The following is an 18374-nucleotide window of genomic DNA, read 5'->3' as shown; positions in this document are numbered from 1 at the left end:
ATGATTTTTTTCTATCCTCTCCGCAAAATCTCCTATAAAATTATATTATATTTAATATTCTTTTTTTTTCTATATTATTCTTTATTTTTTATATAATGATACACCTGGCAAAGTTAATCTAGTTATCCCTATTTTCATAATTAAATTATATACCTCTAGCTATAATTTTCTTTATTTTCTTAATTTTATTTTACTTAATATGTATTTTAATTTAATATATTATATATAGTACTAATGCTAAATTTTAGGAGGATTAATATGATAAGAAAAATGTTCCTTCTTATTATCATTTCAAGTTTTCTACTTGTTGGATGCTCAAATGATACTAACACGGAAATAAAAGAAGAAAATGAAACTAAAATAACAACTTCGTATAAGCAAACTGTAGATACTAGCAAAAAAATTATTTTTTCAGGAAAAACTCTTTCTAACAGTAAATATGTATCTTTAGGAAATTTAGTGTTCTTTCCTGATATAAATAATAATAACAAACTTTCAGCAGCTAATACATCTAATACTTCTGATACTATAGGCAAAAATTCAATTATTGATATCTTCGACTTTAACGTGACTTCTTTATCTACAGATGGAAACTATATATATTTTTCATCAATAGCACCTGAAAAAGGATTGTATAAACTTGATTATGAAAAAAAAGAAATAACTAAGATAAATAATTACTCTCCTGCAGAGCTTATATATGAAAATGAAAAATTATATTACATAAATTCAAATGATAATAAATTTTATTATTATAACATTAAAAATAAGCAAACATATTTACTATCAAATTCCACAAGTAATAGCTTTATATTTAATAACAATTCTATATTTTATATAAACTATAACGATGGTTCTAAATTATATTGTTTAAAAACCGATGGAAGTGCAAATTTTAAAATAACAGATACAGCTGTAGAAAGCTTTGTAATATATGATAATGAAATATTATTTTCAAACCCTAATGATAATAACTATATATATTCTTTAGATATATCTAATTTACAAACAAAGAAGGTATTAGACTTAAGTTCTTCTAATTTAAAACAAAATGAAAATAATATATATTTTATTAATAATGAAGATCCTAACTCTCTTTATAAACTATTGCCTAATAAAGAGACTTCTGATTATGAATATAATAAAGTATTTTCTGATTATGTAAATGAATATTACCCTACTGCCAAAGGTATATTTATAGAAGCTGCTAACAATTTAGATTCAATAAAATTTATTAGTGAAAATTAAAGTGGGCTGTTTTAACAGCCCACTTTTTATAATTCAATTAATTCTATTATTATAAGTTATTTACTATTTCCTTATATTTATTTCCTCTTACCGCAAAGTTAGGGAACATATCAAAGGATGCACAAGCAGGTGATAAAGTAACTACATCCCCCTCTTCTGCAATCTCATTTGCTTTAGCTACTGCCTCTTCTAGACTATCTACTAATATTATTGGGATTTCTATTCCCTTTTCACTTTCTAATTTATCAAAAGCCCCTTTTATTAGTTCCTTAGTAGCACCCAATAATATAAGTTCTTTTATAAATGGATATCCTTCTTCCGCTAAAGGCTCAAAAGGTATATTCTTATCATAACCTCCCGCAATTAGAATAACTTTTTTTTCAAAGGCAAGTAACCCTGCTAATGTTCTTGTAGGACTTGATGCTATTGAGTCATTATAATAACTTACTCCTTTAACTTCTCTAACTAGTTCACATCTATGTTCTACCCCACCAAAAGTCTTTGCAACTTTTTTCATTACATCAGTAGATACATCATCTTTAGTAGCTAAAAAAGCTGCTAAGTAATTTTCAATATTATGAATTCCCTTAATTACAATATCATCCTTAGCACAAACTTCCTCTCCATCTAAATATAAAATATTATCTTTAAAGTAAGCTCCATTTTCTAATCTTTCCTTAGAACTAAATTCTCTAACTTTTCCCTTTGCCTCAGAAATAAAACTATGAGTTATTTCATTCTCCCTATTTAAAATAAGAACTCCATCTTTATCTTGATATAAGAATATATTCTTTTTAGAATTTATATATTCATCCATATCCTTATGCATATCTAAATGATTTGGTGCTAGATTAGTAACAACAGCTACATCTATAGGTGTATCCATTGTCATAAGTTGGAAACTAGATAACTCTAATACCACCTTATCATCTTCTTTAATTTCTTCTATATTAGCAAATAAAGGAGTTCCTATGTTTCCTCCCACCCAAGTCTTATAACCTGCTTCAATTAATATTTTCGAAACTATAGTAGTTGTAGTAGTTTTTCCATCACTACCTGTTATTCCAAATATCTTTCCTTTACAATACCTAACGAACTCTTCCATTTCTGAAGTTATATAAGCCCCTTCATTTTTAGCTCTAACCAAAGCCTCACAATCTATTCTCATAGATGGTGTTTTAAATACAACTTCAAAACCAGTAAGTCTATCTAAATATCCTTCTCCTAATTCTAATGTTACAGATAAGTTTTCAAACTCCTCTGCTATTTCTCCTAACTCAACTTTACTCTTTTTATCAAAAGCTGTTACTTCTGCTCCTAATTTAACTAAGAACCTTATAAGTGGTATATTACTAACCCCTATTCCTACAACAGCAACTTTTTTGCCCTTTATAAACCCTTTAAACTCTTCAAATGGCTTTTTCATACTACTCCTCCAACCATGTCTATATAAAAATATTATATTTGAATCCATCTAACTTTGCTAATAAGATATTTTATTTAAGCTTATGTAATAATTTAGTTAGTTTTCATCTCCTAAGTATGTCCTATTCTTCTATAATTATAACACTTTAATTAATTAAATACAAAAGGAGCCGTTGATAACAGCCCCTTAATGCAAAATATATTATACATATCATATTTATATTAACTAAAACTCTAAACTCTTCTCAATATAAGCTTCTAGTTCAGAAATTTTTATTCTTTCTTGTTCCATAGTATCTCTATTTCTGATAGTTACTGCTTCATCTTCTAAAGTATCAAAGTCAATTGTTATACAGAAAGGTGTTCCTATTTCATCTTGCCTTCTATATCTCTTACCAATACTTCCAGCTTCATCATATTCTAAGTTGAATTTCTTACTTAAATCAGCATATACTTCTAAAGCTTTTTCCGAAAGTTTCTTTGAAAGTGGTAAAATAGCAGCCTTATATGGCGCTAAAGCTGGATGTAAATGCATAACAGTTCTAACATCTCCACCTTCTAATTCTTCTTCATCATAAGCTTCAACTAAGAATGCTAAAGCAACTCTATCAGCACCTAATGAAGGTTCTATTACATATGGAACATACTTTTCATTAGTTGTTGGATCTAAATAACTCATGTCTTGGCCTGAGTGATCTTGATGTTTCTTTAGATCGTAGTCTGTTCTATCAGCTATACCCCATAATTCACCCCAGCCAAATGGGAATAAATATTCGATATCAGATGTTGCATTAGAATAGAAAGACAATTCTTCTTCACCATGATCTCTCATTCTTAAATTTTCTTCCTTAACACCTAAGTTTAATAAGAAATTAAAACAATAATCCTTCCAATACTTAAACCATTCTAAATCTGTTCCTGGTTTACAGAAGAATTCTAATTCCATTTGCTCAAACTCTCTAGTTCTAAAAGTAAAGTTTCCTGGTGTTATTTCATTTCTAAAAGATTTACCAATTTGTGCAATTCCAAAAGGAACTTTCTTTCTTGATGATCTTTGAACTGATTTAAAGTTAACAAATATACCTTGAGCTGTTTCTGGTCTTAAATATATAGTACTAGCTGAATCTTCCGTAATTCCTTGGAATGTCTTAAACATTAAATTAAATTTTCTGATGTCAGTATAATTTAATTTTCCACACTTAGGACACACTATTTTATTACTTTCTATATATTCTTTTAATTGTTCATTAGTCCATCCATCTGCTGTTGCAACTTCTGCACCATTTTCAGTCATATGATCTTCTACTAATTTATCAGCTCTAAATCTAGCTTTACATTCTTTACAATCCATTAAAGGGTCTGAAAATCCACCAACGTGTCCTGAAGCAACCCATACTTCTGGATTCATTAATATAGCACAATCAACTCCTACGTTATAAGGACTTTCTTGTACGAATTTTTTCCACCAAGCTTTTTTCACATTATTTTTGAATTCAACTCCTAATGGACCATAATCCCAAGAATTTGCTAATCCTCCATATATCTCTGATCCCGGAAATACAAATCCTCTGTTTTTACAAAGAGCAACGATTTTTTCCATAGTTTTTTCTACTGCCATTTTCATACCTCCAATTTTTTATAATAAAAAAAGGCCTCAAACCTAAAGGGACGAAATTAACTTCCGCGGTTCCACCCTTCTTGGCTCTAGCCCAACTTTCAAAATTATAATACTCAAAAGCGCCCTTCAACTTAATTTTATAACGATTTTCACCTACCATCGTCTCTCTAAAATAAAATTTAAATTTACTCCTCTTTATCACAGTATTTATTAAATTATAAATCCATTTTACCAAAAGGTTTTTATATGTCAAGCAAAAAAGAGTTTTATAACAATAGATAATTTATCTACTCTTATAAAACTCTTTTATAAAATGGCTCCGTGGAGAGGATTCGAACCTCCAACCTATCGGTTAACAGCCGAGTGCTCCACCATTGAGCTACCACGGAATATTTTATAATAAATTTTAAAATTAAAATGGCTCCGTGGAGAGGATTCGAACCTCCAACCTATCGGTTAACAGCCGAGTGCTCCACCATTGAGCTACCACGGAATATTCATAATTAATTTTAAAATTAAAATGGCTCCGCGAAGAGGATTCGAACCTCCAACCTATCGGTTAACAGCCGAGTGCTCCACCGTTGAGCTATCGCGGAATATTTACTACATTAGTTATTATATCAACTTTTGATAATATTGCAAGTGTTTTTTATTAAAAATCTTCTTATTTTTTGTCAAGTATATTTTTACACATAAATAAATTATTCATTTTTACCTTATAAGAGTAATCTATCAACATATTCTGGATATCCTTTTCTAACAGCCATATTATACTCAATTTTCAAAATTCCTATACCGCTAAACCAGATAAAACCCATTATAATTACCACAATAGGTATCGTCGTTAAAACAGAGAAAATCATTACTTTATCAATACCGGCTTTAATAATCCCCAAAATTAGTATAGTAAATATAACTCCCACAAAAATAGCAATTATTTTTGGTATACTTTTTTTTCTCATATTAATAGTTTGGCTTATATTTGCTTTAATATGTTCAACCTCTTCCAAAGAATATTTGCGATTTCTAATGTTTTTTTTCACTTCGTTATTCAATTTTGAAATGTATATTGCTGGCATAATTTAACCCCCTTAATACTCTAATTTATACCTTACTTATTTACTTAATTTGATCCAATTTGCTTTAAGAAAATAGTAACTATTTAGTCTCAAACGTTTTAAATCAAACTCACATCATTTCAATATATTATAATTATATCATTCCAATATATGTATTTCATGTATTTTTTATTCACATTTGTGAAGTAGTTTTAAATACTAATCTATTAATAGCGAATTTTTTACTATTTCACAACAAAAAAGCACCTCACATCAATGTGTGAAGTGCATCTTATTTTATATTTCAACAATGAGTGATCCCTATTCAAGACTACTCTTATTTACTTTAAAAATTTCTTATTTAACTGGTTTCATTGTTGGGAACATGATTATATCTCTTATCGAAGCAGAGTCAGTTAAGAACATTATAAGTCTATCTATACCTATTCCTAATCCACCTGTTGGAGGCATACCTGTTTCTAAAGCGCTCATGAATTCTTCATCTATCATGTAAGCTTCATCATCCCCAAGTTCTCTTTCTTTTTCTTGTTGATTAAATCTTTCCCTTTGAACTATAGGATCATTTAACTCTGAATATGCATTACATATTTCTCTACCAAACACGAATCCTTCAAATCTCTCAGTAAACATCTCATTGCCTCTCTTCTTTTTAGTAAGAGGTGAGATTTCTACTGGATAATCACATACAAATGTTGGTTGAATCATATGTTGTTCTGCATATTCTTCATATAAAGCATTTAAAACTTCTCCCTTAGTTACATGAGCTAAAGGCTTCTTAAATTCTAAATGTTTTTCTTTTGCTATAGTTTGAGCTTCTTCATTAGAACTTATCGCATTAAAATCAATGCCTGTATGTTCTTTAACTGCATCCACCATAGTTATTCTTCTCCATGGTGGTGCAAAGTCTATTTCAGTTCCTTGATACATAACCTTAGTACTTCCATTTACTTTTTCACATACATAAGCTACCATATTTTCTGTTATTTCCATCATATCATTATAATCAGCAAAAGCTTCATATAATTCTATCATAGTAAACTCCGGATTATGTCTAACTGACATACCTTCGTTTCTGAAAGTTCTTCCCATATCATAAACTTTTTCTAATCCTGCAACTATAGCTCTTTTTAAGTATAACTCCGGAGCAATTCTTAAATACATATCTATATCTAAAGTGTTATGGTGAGTTATAAAAGGTCTCGCTGAAGCTCCACCTGCAATTGGTGAAAGCATAGGTGTTTCAACTTCTATAAATCCTCTATTATCTAAGAATTCTCTAATTCCTCTAAGTATAGCAGCTCTTTTAATAAAGTTTTGCTTAACTTCTGGATTAGAAATCATATCAACTTCTCTTTGTCTATATCTTAAATCTGGATCCTTTAACCCATGCCATTTCTCTGGTAGTGGTTTTAAAGACTTACAAATTAATTCAAAATTTTTAACCTTTACTGAAACTTCTCCAGTTTTAGTTTTAAAAACTTCTCCAGTTGCTACTACCCAATCTCCAAGATCATAAGTTTTATAAGATTTTAAAGCTTCCTCTCCAACTTCATCTATTTTTATAAATAATTGGATTCTACCATCTCTATCATGGATATCAGAAAAGACAACTTTACCTTGACCTCTCTTTGACATGATTCTTCCAGCTACAGTAACTGTAGAACCTTCTAGAGAATCAAAATTTTCTTTAACATCTTCTGACATATGAGTTCTTTCAACCTTATATACATCAAAAGGATCTTTTCCTTGGCTCTGTAAATCTACTAGTTTTTCCCTTCTTAAAGCTTCTTGTTCACTAAACTGAGATTCTAACTCTTGTATATTCATTTCCTCAGTTGACATTGATATCCCTCCGTTACTCTCTTCTTATTCCTAAAATTTCAAACTTGTTAACTCCACCTGGTACTGAAACCTCTATTATCTCTCCAACCTTTTTACCTAATAAACCTGCTCCCACTGGTGATTCATTTGATATTTTAAAGTTCATAGGATCCGCTTCCGCTGAACCTACTATTGAATACTCAACTTCTTCATCAAATTCATAATCTTTTACTTTTACTATAGTTCCAACAGCTACTTTATCAGTAGGTATTTCTGATTCATCTACAACAGCAGCATTTTTAAGCATATTTTCTAATTGTATGATTCTTCCTTCTGTAAATGCTTGTTCATTTTTAGCTTCATCATACTCTGAATTCTCACTTAAATCTCCATATCCTAAAGCAACTTTTATTTTTTCAGTTATTTCTTTTCTTTTTACAGTTTTTAAGAATTCTAATTCTTCTTCTAATTTTTTAACACCCTCGTATGTCATTACGAATTTTTTAGTTTCACTCATGATTTTCTCCCCTTCAAATTTCTACTTTATTCAAAAAAACTAACAATAGATTTATTATTGTCAAAATCATTTAAAACATTATAAATCAGCAAATAATATCTGTCAACTAATCTAAAATACAAGTATTCTCTAAAATAGAGTTTATTGTTATTTTAATTAACAGATATATATTATTCTTATTTTTTATATATTTATTCATAAAAGCTTTTTATATTCAAGTTTCTATAAATTTCAATCATTATTTATGCCATTCTTCACTAGCTCTTCTCTGTAATTATTTAAAACTTCTATTACTTCCTTACTTTCATCAATAGCATTAATCTCAGCTCTTATATCATTACTCTTAGGTATTCCTTTTAAATACCAAGAAGCATGCTTTCTCATTTCCCTTACAGCTTTTCTTTCGCCATCATATTTAATTGCTAATTCATAATGCCTAATGCACATATTAATTTTATCCGAATAAGTTATTTCTTCTTGTTCTAATCCTTTTAATTTGTTTTCTATCTGCTTAAATATCCAGGGATTTCCCATACTCCCCCTTGCTACCATTATGCCATCACAATTAGTTCTTTGGGTTAATTTCAAGGCATCTTCTGGAGTAAAAACATCTCCATTCCCTATTACAGGAATAGATACAGCTTCTTTTACTTTCCCTATTATATCCCAATCTGCCTTACCTTCATACATTTGTTCCTTGGTTCTTCCATGTATAGCCAAAGCATCAACTCCAGCATCTTCAAGAATTTTAGCAAATTCAACAGCATTTATACTTCCTTCATCAAAACCCTTTCTAAATTTAACTGTAACAGGTTTTGTAGATACCTTTTTTATTTCTCTTACTATATTAGCTGCTAACTCTGGATGCTTTAAAAGGGCTGATCCTTCTCCATTTTTAGTTATCTTATTTACAGGGCATCCCATATTTATATCTATTAAACAAACATCTTTTCTTTCATTAAAGTGTCTTTGAACAACCTCTGCCATTATATTTGGGTTATTCCCAAATATCTGAACAGCAACTGGGCTTTCTTCTTCTGCTATTCTAAGAAGAGATTTAGTATTTTCATTTCCATAGTATAATGCCTTTGCACTTACCATTTCAGTATATACTAATCCGCATCCCATTTCCTTACATAGACCTCTAAAAGATATGTCTGTTACCCCTGCCATAGGTGCTAGAAAAACATTATTTTCAAATTCTAGGTCTCTAATCTTCATATTATACTACTCCTTATTTTTTTCGTATATTATTCTTAACCCCTCTAATGTTAAACTAGGATCCACCTTATCTATAGCATTAGTTTCTTTAGCTATTAAATTAGCTAATCCACCTGTTGCTACAACTAAAGGTTTATCACAACCAAGATCTTTCATTTCTTTTTTCATTTTTTTAACGATATATTCCACCTGTCCTATGTAGCCATATATTATTCCTGCTTGCATACTAGAAATGGTGTTTTTACATATAATACTATTTGGTGTTTCAAGTTCTACCCTAGGTAGCTTTGCAGCTCTATCAAATAAGGCATCAGATGCTATTTTAATTCCTGGAGTTATACATCCTCCTAAATAATTTGCTTCTCTAGTTAAAGAACAAAATGTAGTTGCTGTACCAAAATCTATTATTATAAGATCCTTTTTATATTTATCATGGGCAGCCACAGCATTTACAATTCTATCTGCACCAACCTCTTTAGGATTATCATATTTAATATTAATTCCAGTTTTAACACCTGGTCCTACAATTATAGGATTAATTCCAAAGCTCTTTTTTATCATATGCTCTAAAGAATGCATTATATTAGGAACTACTGATGAAATAATTATTCCCTTAACATCCTTAGGGTTTAATCCGCTTTGTGTAAAAAGTTGCATAAATTGAATTGAATATTCATCCGATGTTTTTTTAGCATCTGTTGAAATTCTCCATCCTGCAATATTTTCTGAATCCTTATATATTCCTAAAACTATATTTGTATTACCAACGTCCACTACTAGTATCATACAAGCACCACCTTAATACAATTAAAAGCAGCTTTGAAAGCTGCCTTATTTAAATAAATATAATCTCAACAAATTTAACACTTTAATTTTAACAATTACAAATTATTTGTCAAGTGTTGTAAATTCAATACTTTAAAATAAACCAACTATTTCTCCATTATCTAAAATATCCATTTTATTTGCAGCTGGTACTTTTGGCAATCCAGGCATTGTCATTATATCTCCATTTAATGCAACTATAAATCCTGCTCCATTAGATATCCTTAATTCTCTTACTGTTATTTCAAACTCTCTCGGTCTTCCCTTTAATGAAGGATTATCTGAAAGAGAGTATTGAGTCTTAGCCATACAAATTGGTAATTTATCCAAATTAAATCTTTCTAGTTCTTCAATTTGCTTTTTAACATTAGGAGTAAATACAACGCCTTTTGCTCCATAAATTTCTGTTGCTATAGTATTTATTTTCTCTTCAATACTAGCTTCTATTTCATAAATAGGTTTAAAATTGGAATTTTCATTTTCAAGTGTTTCACAAACTGCTTCACCTAATTCAATTCCACCATCTCCCCCTTTAGCCCATACATCAGACAAAGCTACTTTAACGCCTAAATTATCACAATAAGTTTTAATAAAGTTAACTTCTTCATCACTATCACTAACAAACTTATTAATAGCAACAACTACTGGCACATTATACTTTTTAATATTTTCTATTTGTTTTTCTAAATTTTCTATTCCCCTAGATAAAGCTTCTACATTAGGTTCACTTAACATCTCCTTAGTAACACCACCGTGATTCTTTAATGCTCTAACAGTTGCTACAATAACTACACAATTTGGTTCTAATTCACCATATCTACACTTTATATCTAGGAATTTTTCTGCACCTAAATCAGCTCCAAATCCAGCTTCTGTAACAACTATATCACCTAATTTTAAAGCCATCTTAGTAGCAATTATAGAGTTACATCCATGAGCTATATTAGCAAAAGGCCCACCATGAATTATTGCAGGAGTATTTTCTAAAGTTTGAACTAAATTAGGCTTTATAGCATCCTTCATAAGCAATGCCATAGCACCTTGAATATCTAATTGCTTTGCATATACTGGATTTCCATCTAAATCATAGGCAATTAATATATTTCCCATTCTTTCCTTAAGTTCAGATAAGTTATTTGATAAACATAATATAGCCATAATCTCCGAAGCAACAGTTATCATAAATCTGTCTTCCCTTAAGAATCCATTTAACTTTCCTCCAAGCCCAACAACTATATTTCTTAAAGCCCTATCATTCATATCAATTACTCTTTTGAACAAAATTCTTCTTGAATCAATTTTTAAATCATTCCCTTGGTGTATATGATTATCTATAGCTGCTGCTAATAAATTATTAGCACTAGTTATAGCATGCATATCCCCTGTAAAATGTAAATTTATATCCTCCATTGGAACTACTTGAGCATATCCACCTCCAGCAGCACCTCCCTTTATACCAAATACAGGCCCTAGTGAAGGTTCTCTTAATGCTATAACAGCATTTTTCCCCATTTTACAAAGCGCTTGACCTAAACCCACCGTAACTGTTGATTTCCCTTCTCCTGCTGGTGTTGGATTAATTGCAGTTACAAGTACTAGTTTTCCATTTTTCTTATTCTTATTCTTTTCCAATATATCTAATGATAATTTACATTTATACTTCCCATACTGTTCTATGTCATCTTCAATTAAATTCAATCTTTCTGCAATTTTTATTATAGGTTCCATCTTAGCTTCTTGAGCTATTTGTATATCACTCTTCATATTAACACACCCCTAATTAAAATTTTATTTTATTCTTATTATTTACATAAATTATATCACTTATATTTCTTTCATAAAATATAAATTCGAATATTTTTACATAATAAACTTTTATAATTCGTATTTAATCTTTAAATATCAATATTTCAAAGTTTCTTTTTATGTATTTTTCGTATTTTGTAAAATAAGGGATAGTCTTACGACTATCCCTTAAGATATTTTAGTTTTCATTGAAGATTCTTACGAATTCTTCTCCATCAATTTTTTCTTTTTCTAATAAAGTAGCTGCTACAGCATGAAGTTTGTTTATATTTTCACCTAGTAATGTTTTTGCTCTTTCATAAGCTTCATCTATAAATCTCTTAACTTCCTTATCTATTTCTGCTGCAACTTCTTCACTAAAGTTTCTTCCATGTCCTAGGTTTCTTCCTAAGAACACTTCATTGTTATCTCCTCCATAGGATATAGTTCCAAGCTTTTCGCTCATACCATATTCCATTACCATAGCTCTTGCTATAGCACTAGCTCTATCTATATCATTTTTAGCTCCTGTAGAAATATCTGATAATATTAGCTTTTCTGCTACTCTACCACCTAATAATCCTACCATGTCATCTTTTAATTTTTCTTTTGAAGTATAAGATCTATCTTCAGTTGGTAGATGCATAGTATATCCACCTGCCATACCTCTTGGTATTATACTTATTTCATGAACTGGATCTGCATGTTCTAAAAGATTCATAACTACTGCATGACCTGCCTCATGATAAGCTGTAAGCTTTCTATCATATTCATTAATAGCTCTACTCTTCTTTTCTGGTCCAGCTATTACTCTTGTTATAGCTTCTTCAAACTCTACCATTCCAATTAATTTTTCATTTCTTCTAACTGCTAATAAAGCAGCTTCATTAGCTAAGTTTTCTAAATCCGCTCCACTAAATCCTGGAGTTCTCTTAGCTAAAACTTTTAAGTCCACATCTTCAGCTAAAGGCTTCTTTTTAGTATGAACCTTTAACACTTCTTCTCTTCCTTTAACATCTGGAGCCCCAACAACTATTTGTCTATCGAATCTACCAGGTCTTAATAAAGCTGGGTCTAAAATATCTGGTCGATTTGTTGCCGCAATCATTATAATACCTTCATTAGCTCCAAAACCATCCATTTCAACCAATAATTGATTTAAAGTTTGTTCTCTTTCATCATGGCCACCGCCAAGACCTGCGCCTCTTTGTCTACCAACCGCATCTATTTCATCTATAAACACAAGTGATGGTGCGCTCTTTTTAGCTTGTTCAAATAAATCTCTAACTCTTGATGCACCTACACCAACAAACATTTCAACAAAATCTGAACCAGATATACTATAAAACGGAACACCAGCTTCTCCTGCTATAGCTTTTGCAAGTAATGTCTTACCTGTTCCTGGAGGTCCAACCAATAATACACCTTTAGGAATTCTAGCTCCCATTTCAGTGTACTTTGAAGGTTGCTTTAAGAAATCTACTATTTCTTCTAATTCTTGTTTTTCTTCATCAGCACCAGCAACATCGTCAAAGGTAACTCTTTTAGCATCTGGAGGCATTATCTTTGCTCTGCTCTTTCCAAAGTTCATTACACCTCTTCCACTACCTCCACCTTGGGATTGTTGAGTCATCATAAAGAAGAATACAAACACTAACACCATTATCATTAATGTAGGTATTAAACTTATCCAAAGACTACTATTTGAAGGTTGCTTAAAATCTACTTTTATATCATCTTTTGGGTTTTGAGCCATTAACATTTGCACCATTTCACTTGGAGCATATGTATTAAATTGTTTGTTTGCTCTTGTCTTTCCTGATATAAGCATTTTATCAGGATGAACTACAATACTTTCTATCTCATCGCTTACCCATTTTTGTTGAAAATCACTATATGATATCTCATCTGCCATTTTTCCACTATTCCACAAGAATGTTGCAGAGAAGAACAATATCAAAATTACAAATATCCATATTGTTGCACTTGAATATTTTTTCATTCAAGGCCCCCCTTTCTTCTAGTTTTTATTATATTGCACTTTTATAATATATTTCATATTATTTTTTATATACTTCTTCTTTTAATATACCTACATAAGGTAAATTTCTATATTTTTCTGCAAAATCTAATCCATAACCAACTAAAAACTCATCTGGAACTTCAAAACCACAATATTTTACTTCTATATCCACTTTTCTTCTAGCTGGCTTAGTTAGTAAAGTTACTATCTCTATACTATTTGCTTTTCTAGCTTTTAAGTATTTTAATAAGTAATCTAAAGTTACACCACTATCTATTATATCTTCTACTATTATTATGTCTTTTCCTTCAATGCTATGATCTAAATCTTTTAATATTCTAACTACTCCTGATGTTTCAGTTGAGCTTCCATAACTAGATACAGCCATAAAGTCTATTTCACATGGTATAGTAATATTTTTGATTAGGTCAGATGCAAACAAAACTGATCCTTTTAAAATTCCTACTACAAGTAAATCTTTACCTTCATAATCCTTACTTATACTTTTCCCAATTTCTCTAACCCTCTCTAAAATTTGTTCTTCTGTAAGTAATACCTTCTTTATGTCCTTTATCATATTCCTATTCCTTTCTAGCAAAAGTAATTTTTATAATATTTTTAGTTTCTCTGGTTACTTTAAACCTATCTGAAACCTTATGCTCTACTAACCAAGCTATTTCATTATCGAAACACAAAATAGGAACATTATCCCTTTGTTCAACTGGTATTTTTAAATCCATAAAAATATCCTTTATTTTTTTAGTACCATTCATTCCAAGAGGAACCATCTTATCCCCATTTTTTCTTTTTCTAATAATTAGCTTTTCTTTTATCTTATCATAATCAAAATATTTTATTAATAGATTATTAGAAAATTCTATATTATTTTTATTAGTTAATATATCGAAACTTATATTGTAATCTTCATATTCTATATTTCTTTTATCTACTTGGTTCTTATTTAAGATAACTTCTTTATTTTCACTTTTAACCTTATTAATAAATTTAAGATATATATCACCATATATATTCTCAGCTATAATCCCATTAGGAAGATTTATTCTCTTATTAGTAGAATTATTCGCTAATGAGATCACCTCATAAACATGCTTCATCTCAAAATTATTATGTTTACCTGAAAATTCTATAAAAGATTTTTTTATAATTCTAGTTAATATAGCTTTTTCTATTAAAAATGCTTCCTTAGATATAACAAGCTCTTTTTTATTAATTGTGCAATACTTTTTATAACTATTATTACACTCTTTTTCAATAAAGTCATTATCTATTTGCAATAAATTTGCCATTCTATTTATTGTTTCTACTATATCTTTATTAAAGTTATTTTTCATATATGGAAGTATATCTAATCTTACTTTATTTCTATTGTATATATTTTCCAAATTAGTTTTATCTATTCTTGGATTTAACTTATTTTCACTACAATATTCTTCTATCTCACTTCTAGATAGACAAAGTATCGGTCTTATTATTCCACCTTTTCTCTTGCTTCTAATTCCACAAAGTCCTTCTATACCAGAGCCTCTCATCATATTCATAAGTATAGTTTCTGCTTGATCGTTAGCGTTATGTGCAATAGCTATCTTATTATAACCATTTTCCTTGCTTATAATCTCAAAAAATTTATATCTTTCTTCTCTACCAGCCAATTCATGAGAGATTCCTTTAGACTCTGATATCTTTTTTATATCTATACTCCTTGAGAAAAATTCAACTCCTAACTCACAACAAATATGCCTGGCATATTCCTCATCCTTTAGAGCTTCTTCGCCTCTAAGCATATGATTTACATGGGCTGCTCCTATTTCAATATTAAAATAATCCTTAAGTTTATAAAGAATACTTAATAAACAAACAGAATCAGGTCCACCAGATAAGGCTACCAATACCTTATCTCCATTTTGTATTAGATTATTTTCAATTACAAAATCTCTTACTTTGTTTATCACAACAAAACTCCTTAAGTATATTTTTTTTAATATATAATATAATAACCTTAACCTTTATATATGTAAACTATAATTCTTAACTAATTTTTACATTTTTAAAATAATCAATAAAAATATTTAAAAGGCACAGAAGTGCCTTTTAAATAAAGTAATATTAATATATTGAGTACAACTTAGATACCAAAACCGTCATATCATCTTTTACTTTTCCCCCACTTAGAACCATAGCTTTTTCTAGAATATCACTAGCTAGAGCAGATGGATTAGTATCAGCATATTCTAAATAATCTTGAAGCCAAGTATAGCTTCCAATATTATTTTTATCTATATCTAAAACTCCATCACTAATAGAAACTATTATATCTCCATGCTTCAATTTAACTTTTTCAGAATTTATATCTACACTATCTAATATTCCAAAAGGTAAACTATTGGACTTAATAACTTTAATTTCATTTCCTCTTTTAATAAAACTTACAACTCCTGCAATTTTTATAAATTCAGCCTCTCCTGTATATAAATCTACTATATTTAAATCCATAGTTGTAAATTTTTCATCTTCATTAAACTTCATAGACATTATAGAATTTACTGTATCAATAGCAGTTTTTTCACTAAATCCACTTTCAATAAACTTTTCAATTAAATCCACAGCTAATCCACTTTCTGCTCTAGCCTCAGGTCCAGACCCCATTCCATCACTAATTATACTTATATAAGTTCCATCATTAGTTTTAGAAAAACTATAACTATCTCCTATATAAGTTTCTCCCTCCTTAGCCTTTATAGCTGCATAAGAAGTCATATGGTATTTAGGAGTTTCTTCTATTATTACAGAGCACTCTCCTGTTTCAGGATTTATCCTACAGCCTTCTGAAGATATAGAGACAGGTACTTTAACTAAGGTATTAATTATAGGTAACATACTCTTAATACAATACCTTTCTCCCTCACAGTTATTTGTTATTACTTTAATTTTCATTCGGCCTCGCCTATCTAAATAAGAAAATACATCTATATAGTCAATTTTCCCTTTATTAAAAGCTTTTCTTAATATCTTGTCTATCTCTGTGCAAATAGATATATCCTTCTCGAAATCTCTAATCATATACTCCATAGTATTAGATATGTTATTTATATGCTTAGCAATTATATTCCTACCTTCAGTTAATCTAGTTTTTAAAGCCTCATTTACAGTATAGTTATTTACTATATCTTGAGCATTTTTCATTAAACTCCTAGTTTTTACACATTTCTTTTCTAAAGATTTAGGTAAATATATATCACTATTTTCATAACTACTTATAAGTTCAGAAAATCCCTCAAAAGTTGAATGAAGATTTCTATCCCAACATCTTTGTTTTAGTTCACAATTATAACAAACTCTATCGGCTAAACTTTCTACCATAGCTGTTCCCTTATTATTTAAGGATAAAATATCATTTTCACCTAAATTTAATATAGAAGATGATAATGTGGATAATATGGACTTCATAGAATTTAATCTATCAACAAATTCACTTTTTACCCCCTTTAAGTGTATATCATTTACAATTTCAGCCTTCTTATCTTGATTAAATTCTTTACTTATTGACTCTAAAAACATTTTGGGAATACATATTAAAATAAAAGTAGCCAGTAAAACCTCTATTCCGCCATATATATTAAATGTGTTTGAGTACATCCATATTATAAAATAAACTACTAAATAAGATATTCCAGAAAATAATCTTCCAGTTTCCTTAAAAACCCCAATAACTAATCCACATAAGCTATATAAAGTTATGGCTCCTACAATATCATTATTAGTTATTCCTATTATAAAACCCATAGCAACTCCTATAGAAGATCCTATCCCTGCACCACCTACATATGCAAAAATAGCAATAGTAGCCACAGCTAAAATATTTCTAATTTGAAGATTAAATATATCTATATTACCTATACCTGCAATTAACAAACAAATTAATATACCTATACTTATAATTTCTTCTGTTGAGAAAAAATAATTGCTTTCTAGTTCATCTACGCAATTTAAAGAATAATTTATCATGTATTTAATTGGTATTATGCTCAACACCTTTAAAAGCGAAAATACTAAATTTACTCCTAAAGGCTGATTATTTATTAAAGCGTTATATATTATAAATACTGAAAAAACTAAAAAAAAGATTATAAAATCTCTTTGCTTCACCTCTAGCTTAATGCAAATTTCCATATATATTATTACTAAAACCCCTGCTATACAGTAAGCTGCTGCACCTTCCAATGTAGAATTTATTGATAAATATCCTACTACAGTTCCCAGTAAAGATAAAAGCACATCCCTTCCCTTTTCCTTTTTTATTCCTATAAGATATGCAATTCCAAATGGTGCTATCCCCATATCTATAGTTGCTGATAATATTACTCTACTCAATAAAAACCCTACTATAAAGGATGTTATAGTTCCTATCGGAGTTTCTTGAACCCTGAACTCTTTTTTTCTATTTCTATTTTCCACCCTTTTATAAGTTGATATATCTACACCATACTGCATTTCTCTTCCTCCATATTTCCATAAAATGTAATTAAAATTATAGCATCTCATAAAAAAAATATCTGTCATATGATGTATCTTAATTTTTTTTTCGTAGGACAATAATATCTAAAATTCCTTATATGAATACACCTTTTCATACAAGGAGTTTTAGATATCAAGGCTTTATTAGAAATATAAATTTTATTTTTAATATAAATTTGTCACTATTACATAGTTTTTGAAGAATTTTTTTCATATATATATTAATATTTTCTAAAGTTATGGCATATACTTAATTTTATTTTTAAGTTATAAATTATA

13 protein-coding genes, 3 tRNA genes and 1 other annotated feature are annotated in these 18374 nt (G+C 29.3%); of the genes, 1 reads left to right on the top strand and 15 read right to left on the bottom strand.

All coding sequences use genetic code 11. From position 1 onward, the window contains the following. Window positions 1-258 precede the first annotated feature (258 nt). Entirely contained in the window at window positions 259-1248 is a 990-nt protein-coding gene (locus tag BN6774_RS02470) for a DUF5050 domain-containing protein (protein WP_084766837.1), read from the top strand. A gap of 49 nt (window positions 1249-1297) precedes the next feature. Here BN6774_RS02470 and murD read toward each other — a convergent pair whose 3' ends face one another. The 15 genes from murD to spoIIE form a co-directional block, all read right to left on the bottom strand. After that, complete coding sequence (murD, locus tag BN6774_RS02465) at window positions 1298-2674, bottom strand: UDP-N-acetylmuramoyl-L-alanine--D-glutamate ligase (RefSeq protein ID WP_066889749.1); 1377 nt, start codon at window positions 2672-2674, stop codon at window positions 1298-1300. 225 nt (window positions 2675-2899) lie between these two features. After that, a complete protein-coding gene (locus tag BN6774_RS02460) occupies window positions 2900-4291 on the bottom strand; it encodes a glycine--tRNA ligase (protein ID WP_066889747.1) in 1392 nt (463 codons plus the stop codon). Between the two features lie 43 nt (window positions 4292-4334). Next, window positions 4335-4502: a binding site (T-box leader), on the bottom strand. Between the two features lie 103 nt (window positions 4503-4605). Then, window positions 4606-4680, bottom strand: a tRNA-Asn gene (locus BN6774_RS02450). Between the two features lie 29 nt (window positions 4681-4709). Next, a tRNA-Asn gene (locus tag BN6774_RS02445) sits at window positions 4710-4784 on the bottom strand. A gap of 28 nt (window positions 4785-4812) precedes the next feature. After that, window positions 4813-4887: transfer RNA gene (locus tag BN6774_RS02440), tRNA-Asn, on the bottom strand. 120 nt (window positions 4888-5007) lie between these two features. Next, a complete protein-coding gene (locus BN6774_RS02435) occupies window positions 5008-5370 on the bottom strand; it encodes a hypothetical protein (RefSeq protein ID WP_066889743.1) in 363 nt (120 codons plus the stop codon). A gap of 336 nt (window positions 5371-5706) precedes the next feature. Continuing rightward, on the bottom strand, window positions 5707-7212 hold the full coding sequence (gene lysS, locus BN6774_RS02430) for a lysine--tRNA ligase (RefSeq protein WP_066889741.1): 1506 nt from the start codon (window positions 7210-7212) through the stop codon (window positions 5707-5709). A gap of 13 nt (window positions 7213-7225) precedes the next feature. Further along, entirely contained in the window at window positions 7226-7708 is a 483-nt protein-coding gene (greA, locus tag BN6774_RS02425) for a transcription elongation factor GreA (protein WP_066889738.1), read from the bottom strand. Between the two features lie 231 nt (window positions 7709-7939). After that, a complete protein-coding gene (dusB, locus tag BN6774_RS02420; protein ID WP_066889736.1) occupies window positions 7940-8929 on the bottom strand; it encodes a tRNA dihydrouridine synthase DusB in 990 nt (329 codons plus the stop codon). 6 nt (window positions 8930-8935) lie between these two features. Beyond that, a complete protein-coding gene (locus tag BN6774_RS02415; RefSeq protein ID WP_066889734.1) occupies window positions 8936-9715 on the bottom strand; it encodes a type III pantothenate kinase in 780 nt (259 codons plus the stop codon). A 132-nt stretch (window positions 9716-9847) separates the two neighbouring features. Next, window positions 9848-11518 (bottom strand): formate--tetrahydrofolate ligase, encoded by a 1671-nt coding sequence (locus BN6774_RS02410; RefSeq protein ID WP_066889732.1) that lies wholly within the window; start codon window positions 11516-11518, stop codon window positions 9848-9850. Between the two features lie 220 nt (window positions 11519-11738). Beyond that, on the bottom strand, window positions 11739-13541 hold the full coding sequence (ftsH, locus tag BN6774_RS02405) for an ATP-dependent zinc metalloprotease FtsH (protein WP_066889730.1): 1803 nt from the start codon (window positions 13539-13541) through the stop codon (window positions 11739-11741). A gap of 58 nt (window positions 13542-13599) precedes the next feature. Further along, window positions 13600-14139: a hypoxanthine phosphoribosyltransferase gene (hpt, locus tag BN6774_RS02400; protein ID WP_066889728.1), complete on the bottom strand. Its 540-nt coding sequence runs from the start codon at window positions 14137-14139 to the stop codon at window positions 13600-13602. Window positions 14140-14143: 4 nt separating this feature from the next. Beyond that, on the bottom strand, window positions 14144-15532 hold the full coding sequence (gene tilS / locus BN6774_RS02395) for a tRNA lysidine(34) synthetase TilS (protein WP_066889726.1): 1389 nt from the start codon (window positions 15530-15532) through the stop codon (window positions 14144-14146). Window positions 15533-15686: 154 nt separating this feature from the next. After that, complete coding sequence (gene spoIIE / locus BN6774_RS02390; protein ID WP_066889723.1) at window positions 15687-18071, bottom strand: stage II sporulation protein E; 2385 nt, start codon at window positions 18069-18071, stop codon at window positions 15687-15689. Between the last annotated feature and the right edge of the window lie 303 nt (window positions 18072-18374).

The sequence above is a fragment of the Clostridium nigeriense genome (assembly GCF_900086595.1).
In the GTDB taxonomy this organism is placed as follows: Bacteria; Bacillota; Clostridia; order Clostridiales; family Clostridiaceae; genus Clostridium; species Clostridium nigeriense.
This window is presented reverse-complemented; position numbering and strand designations above follow the sequence as displayed.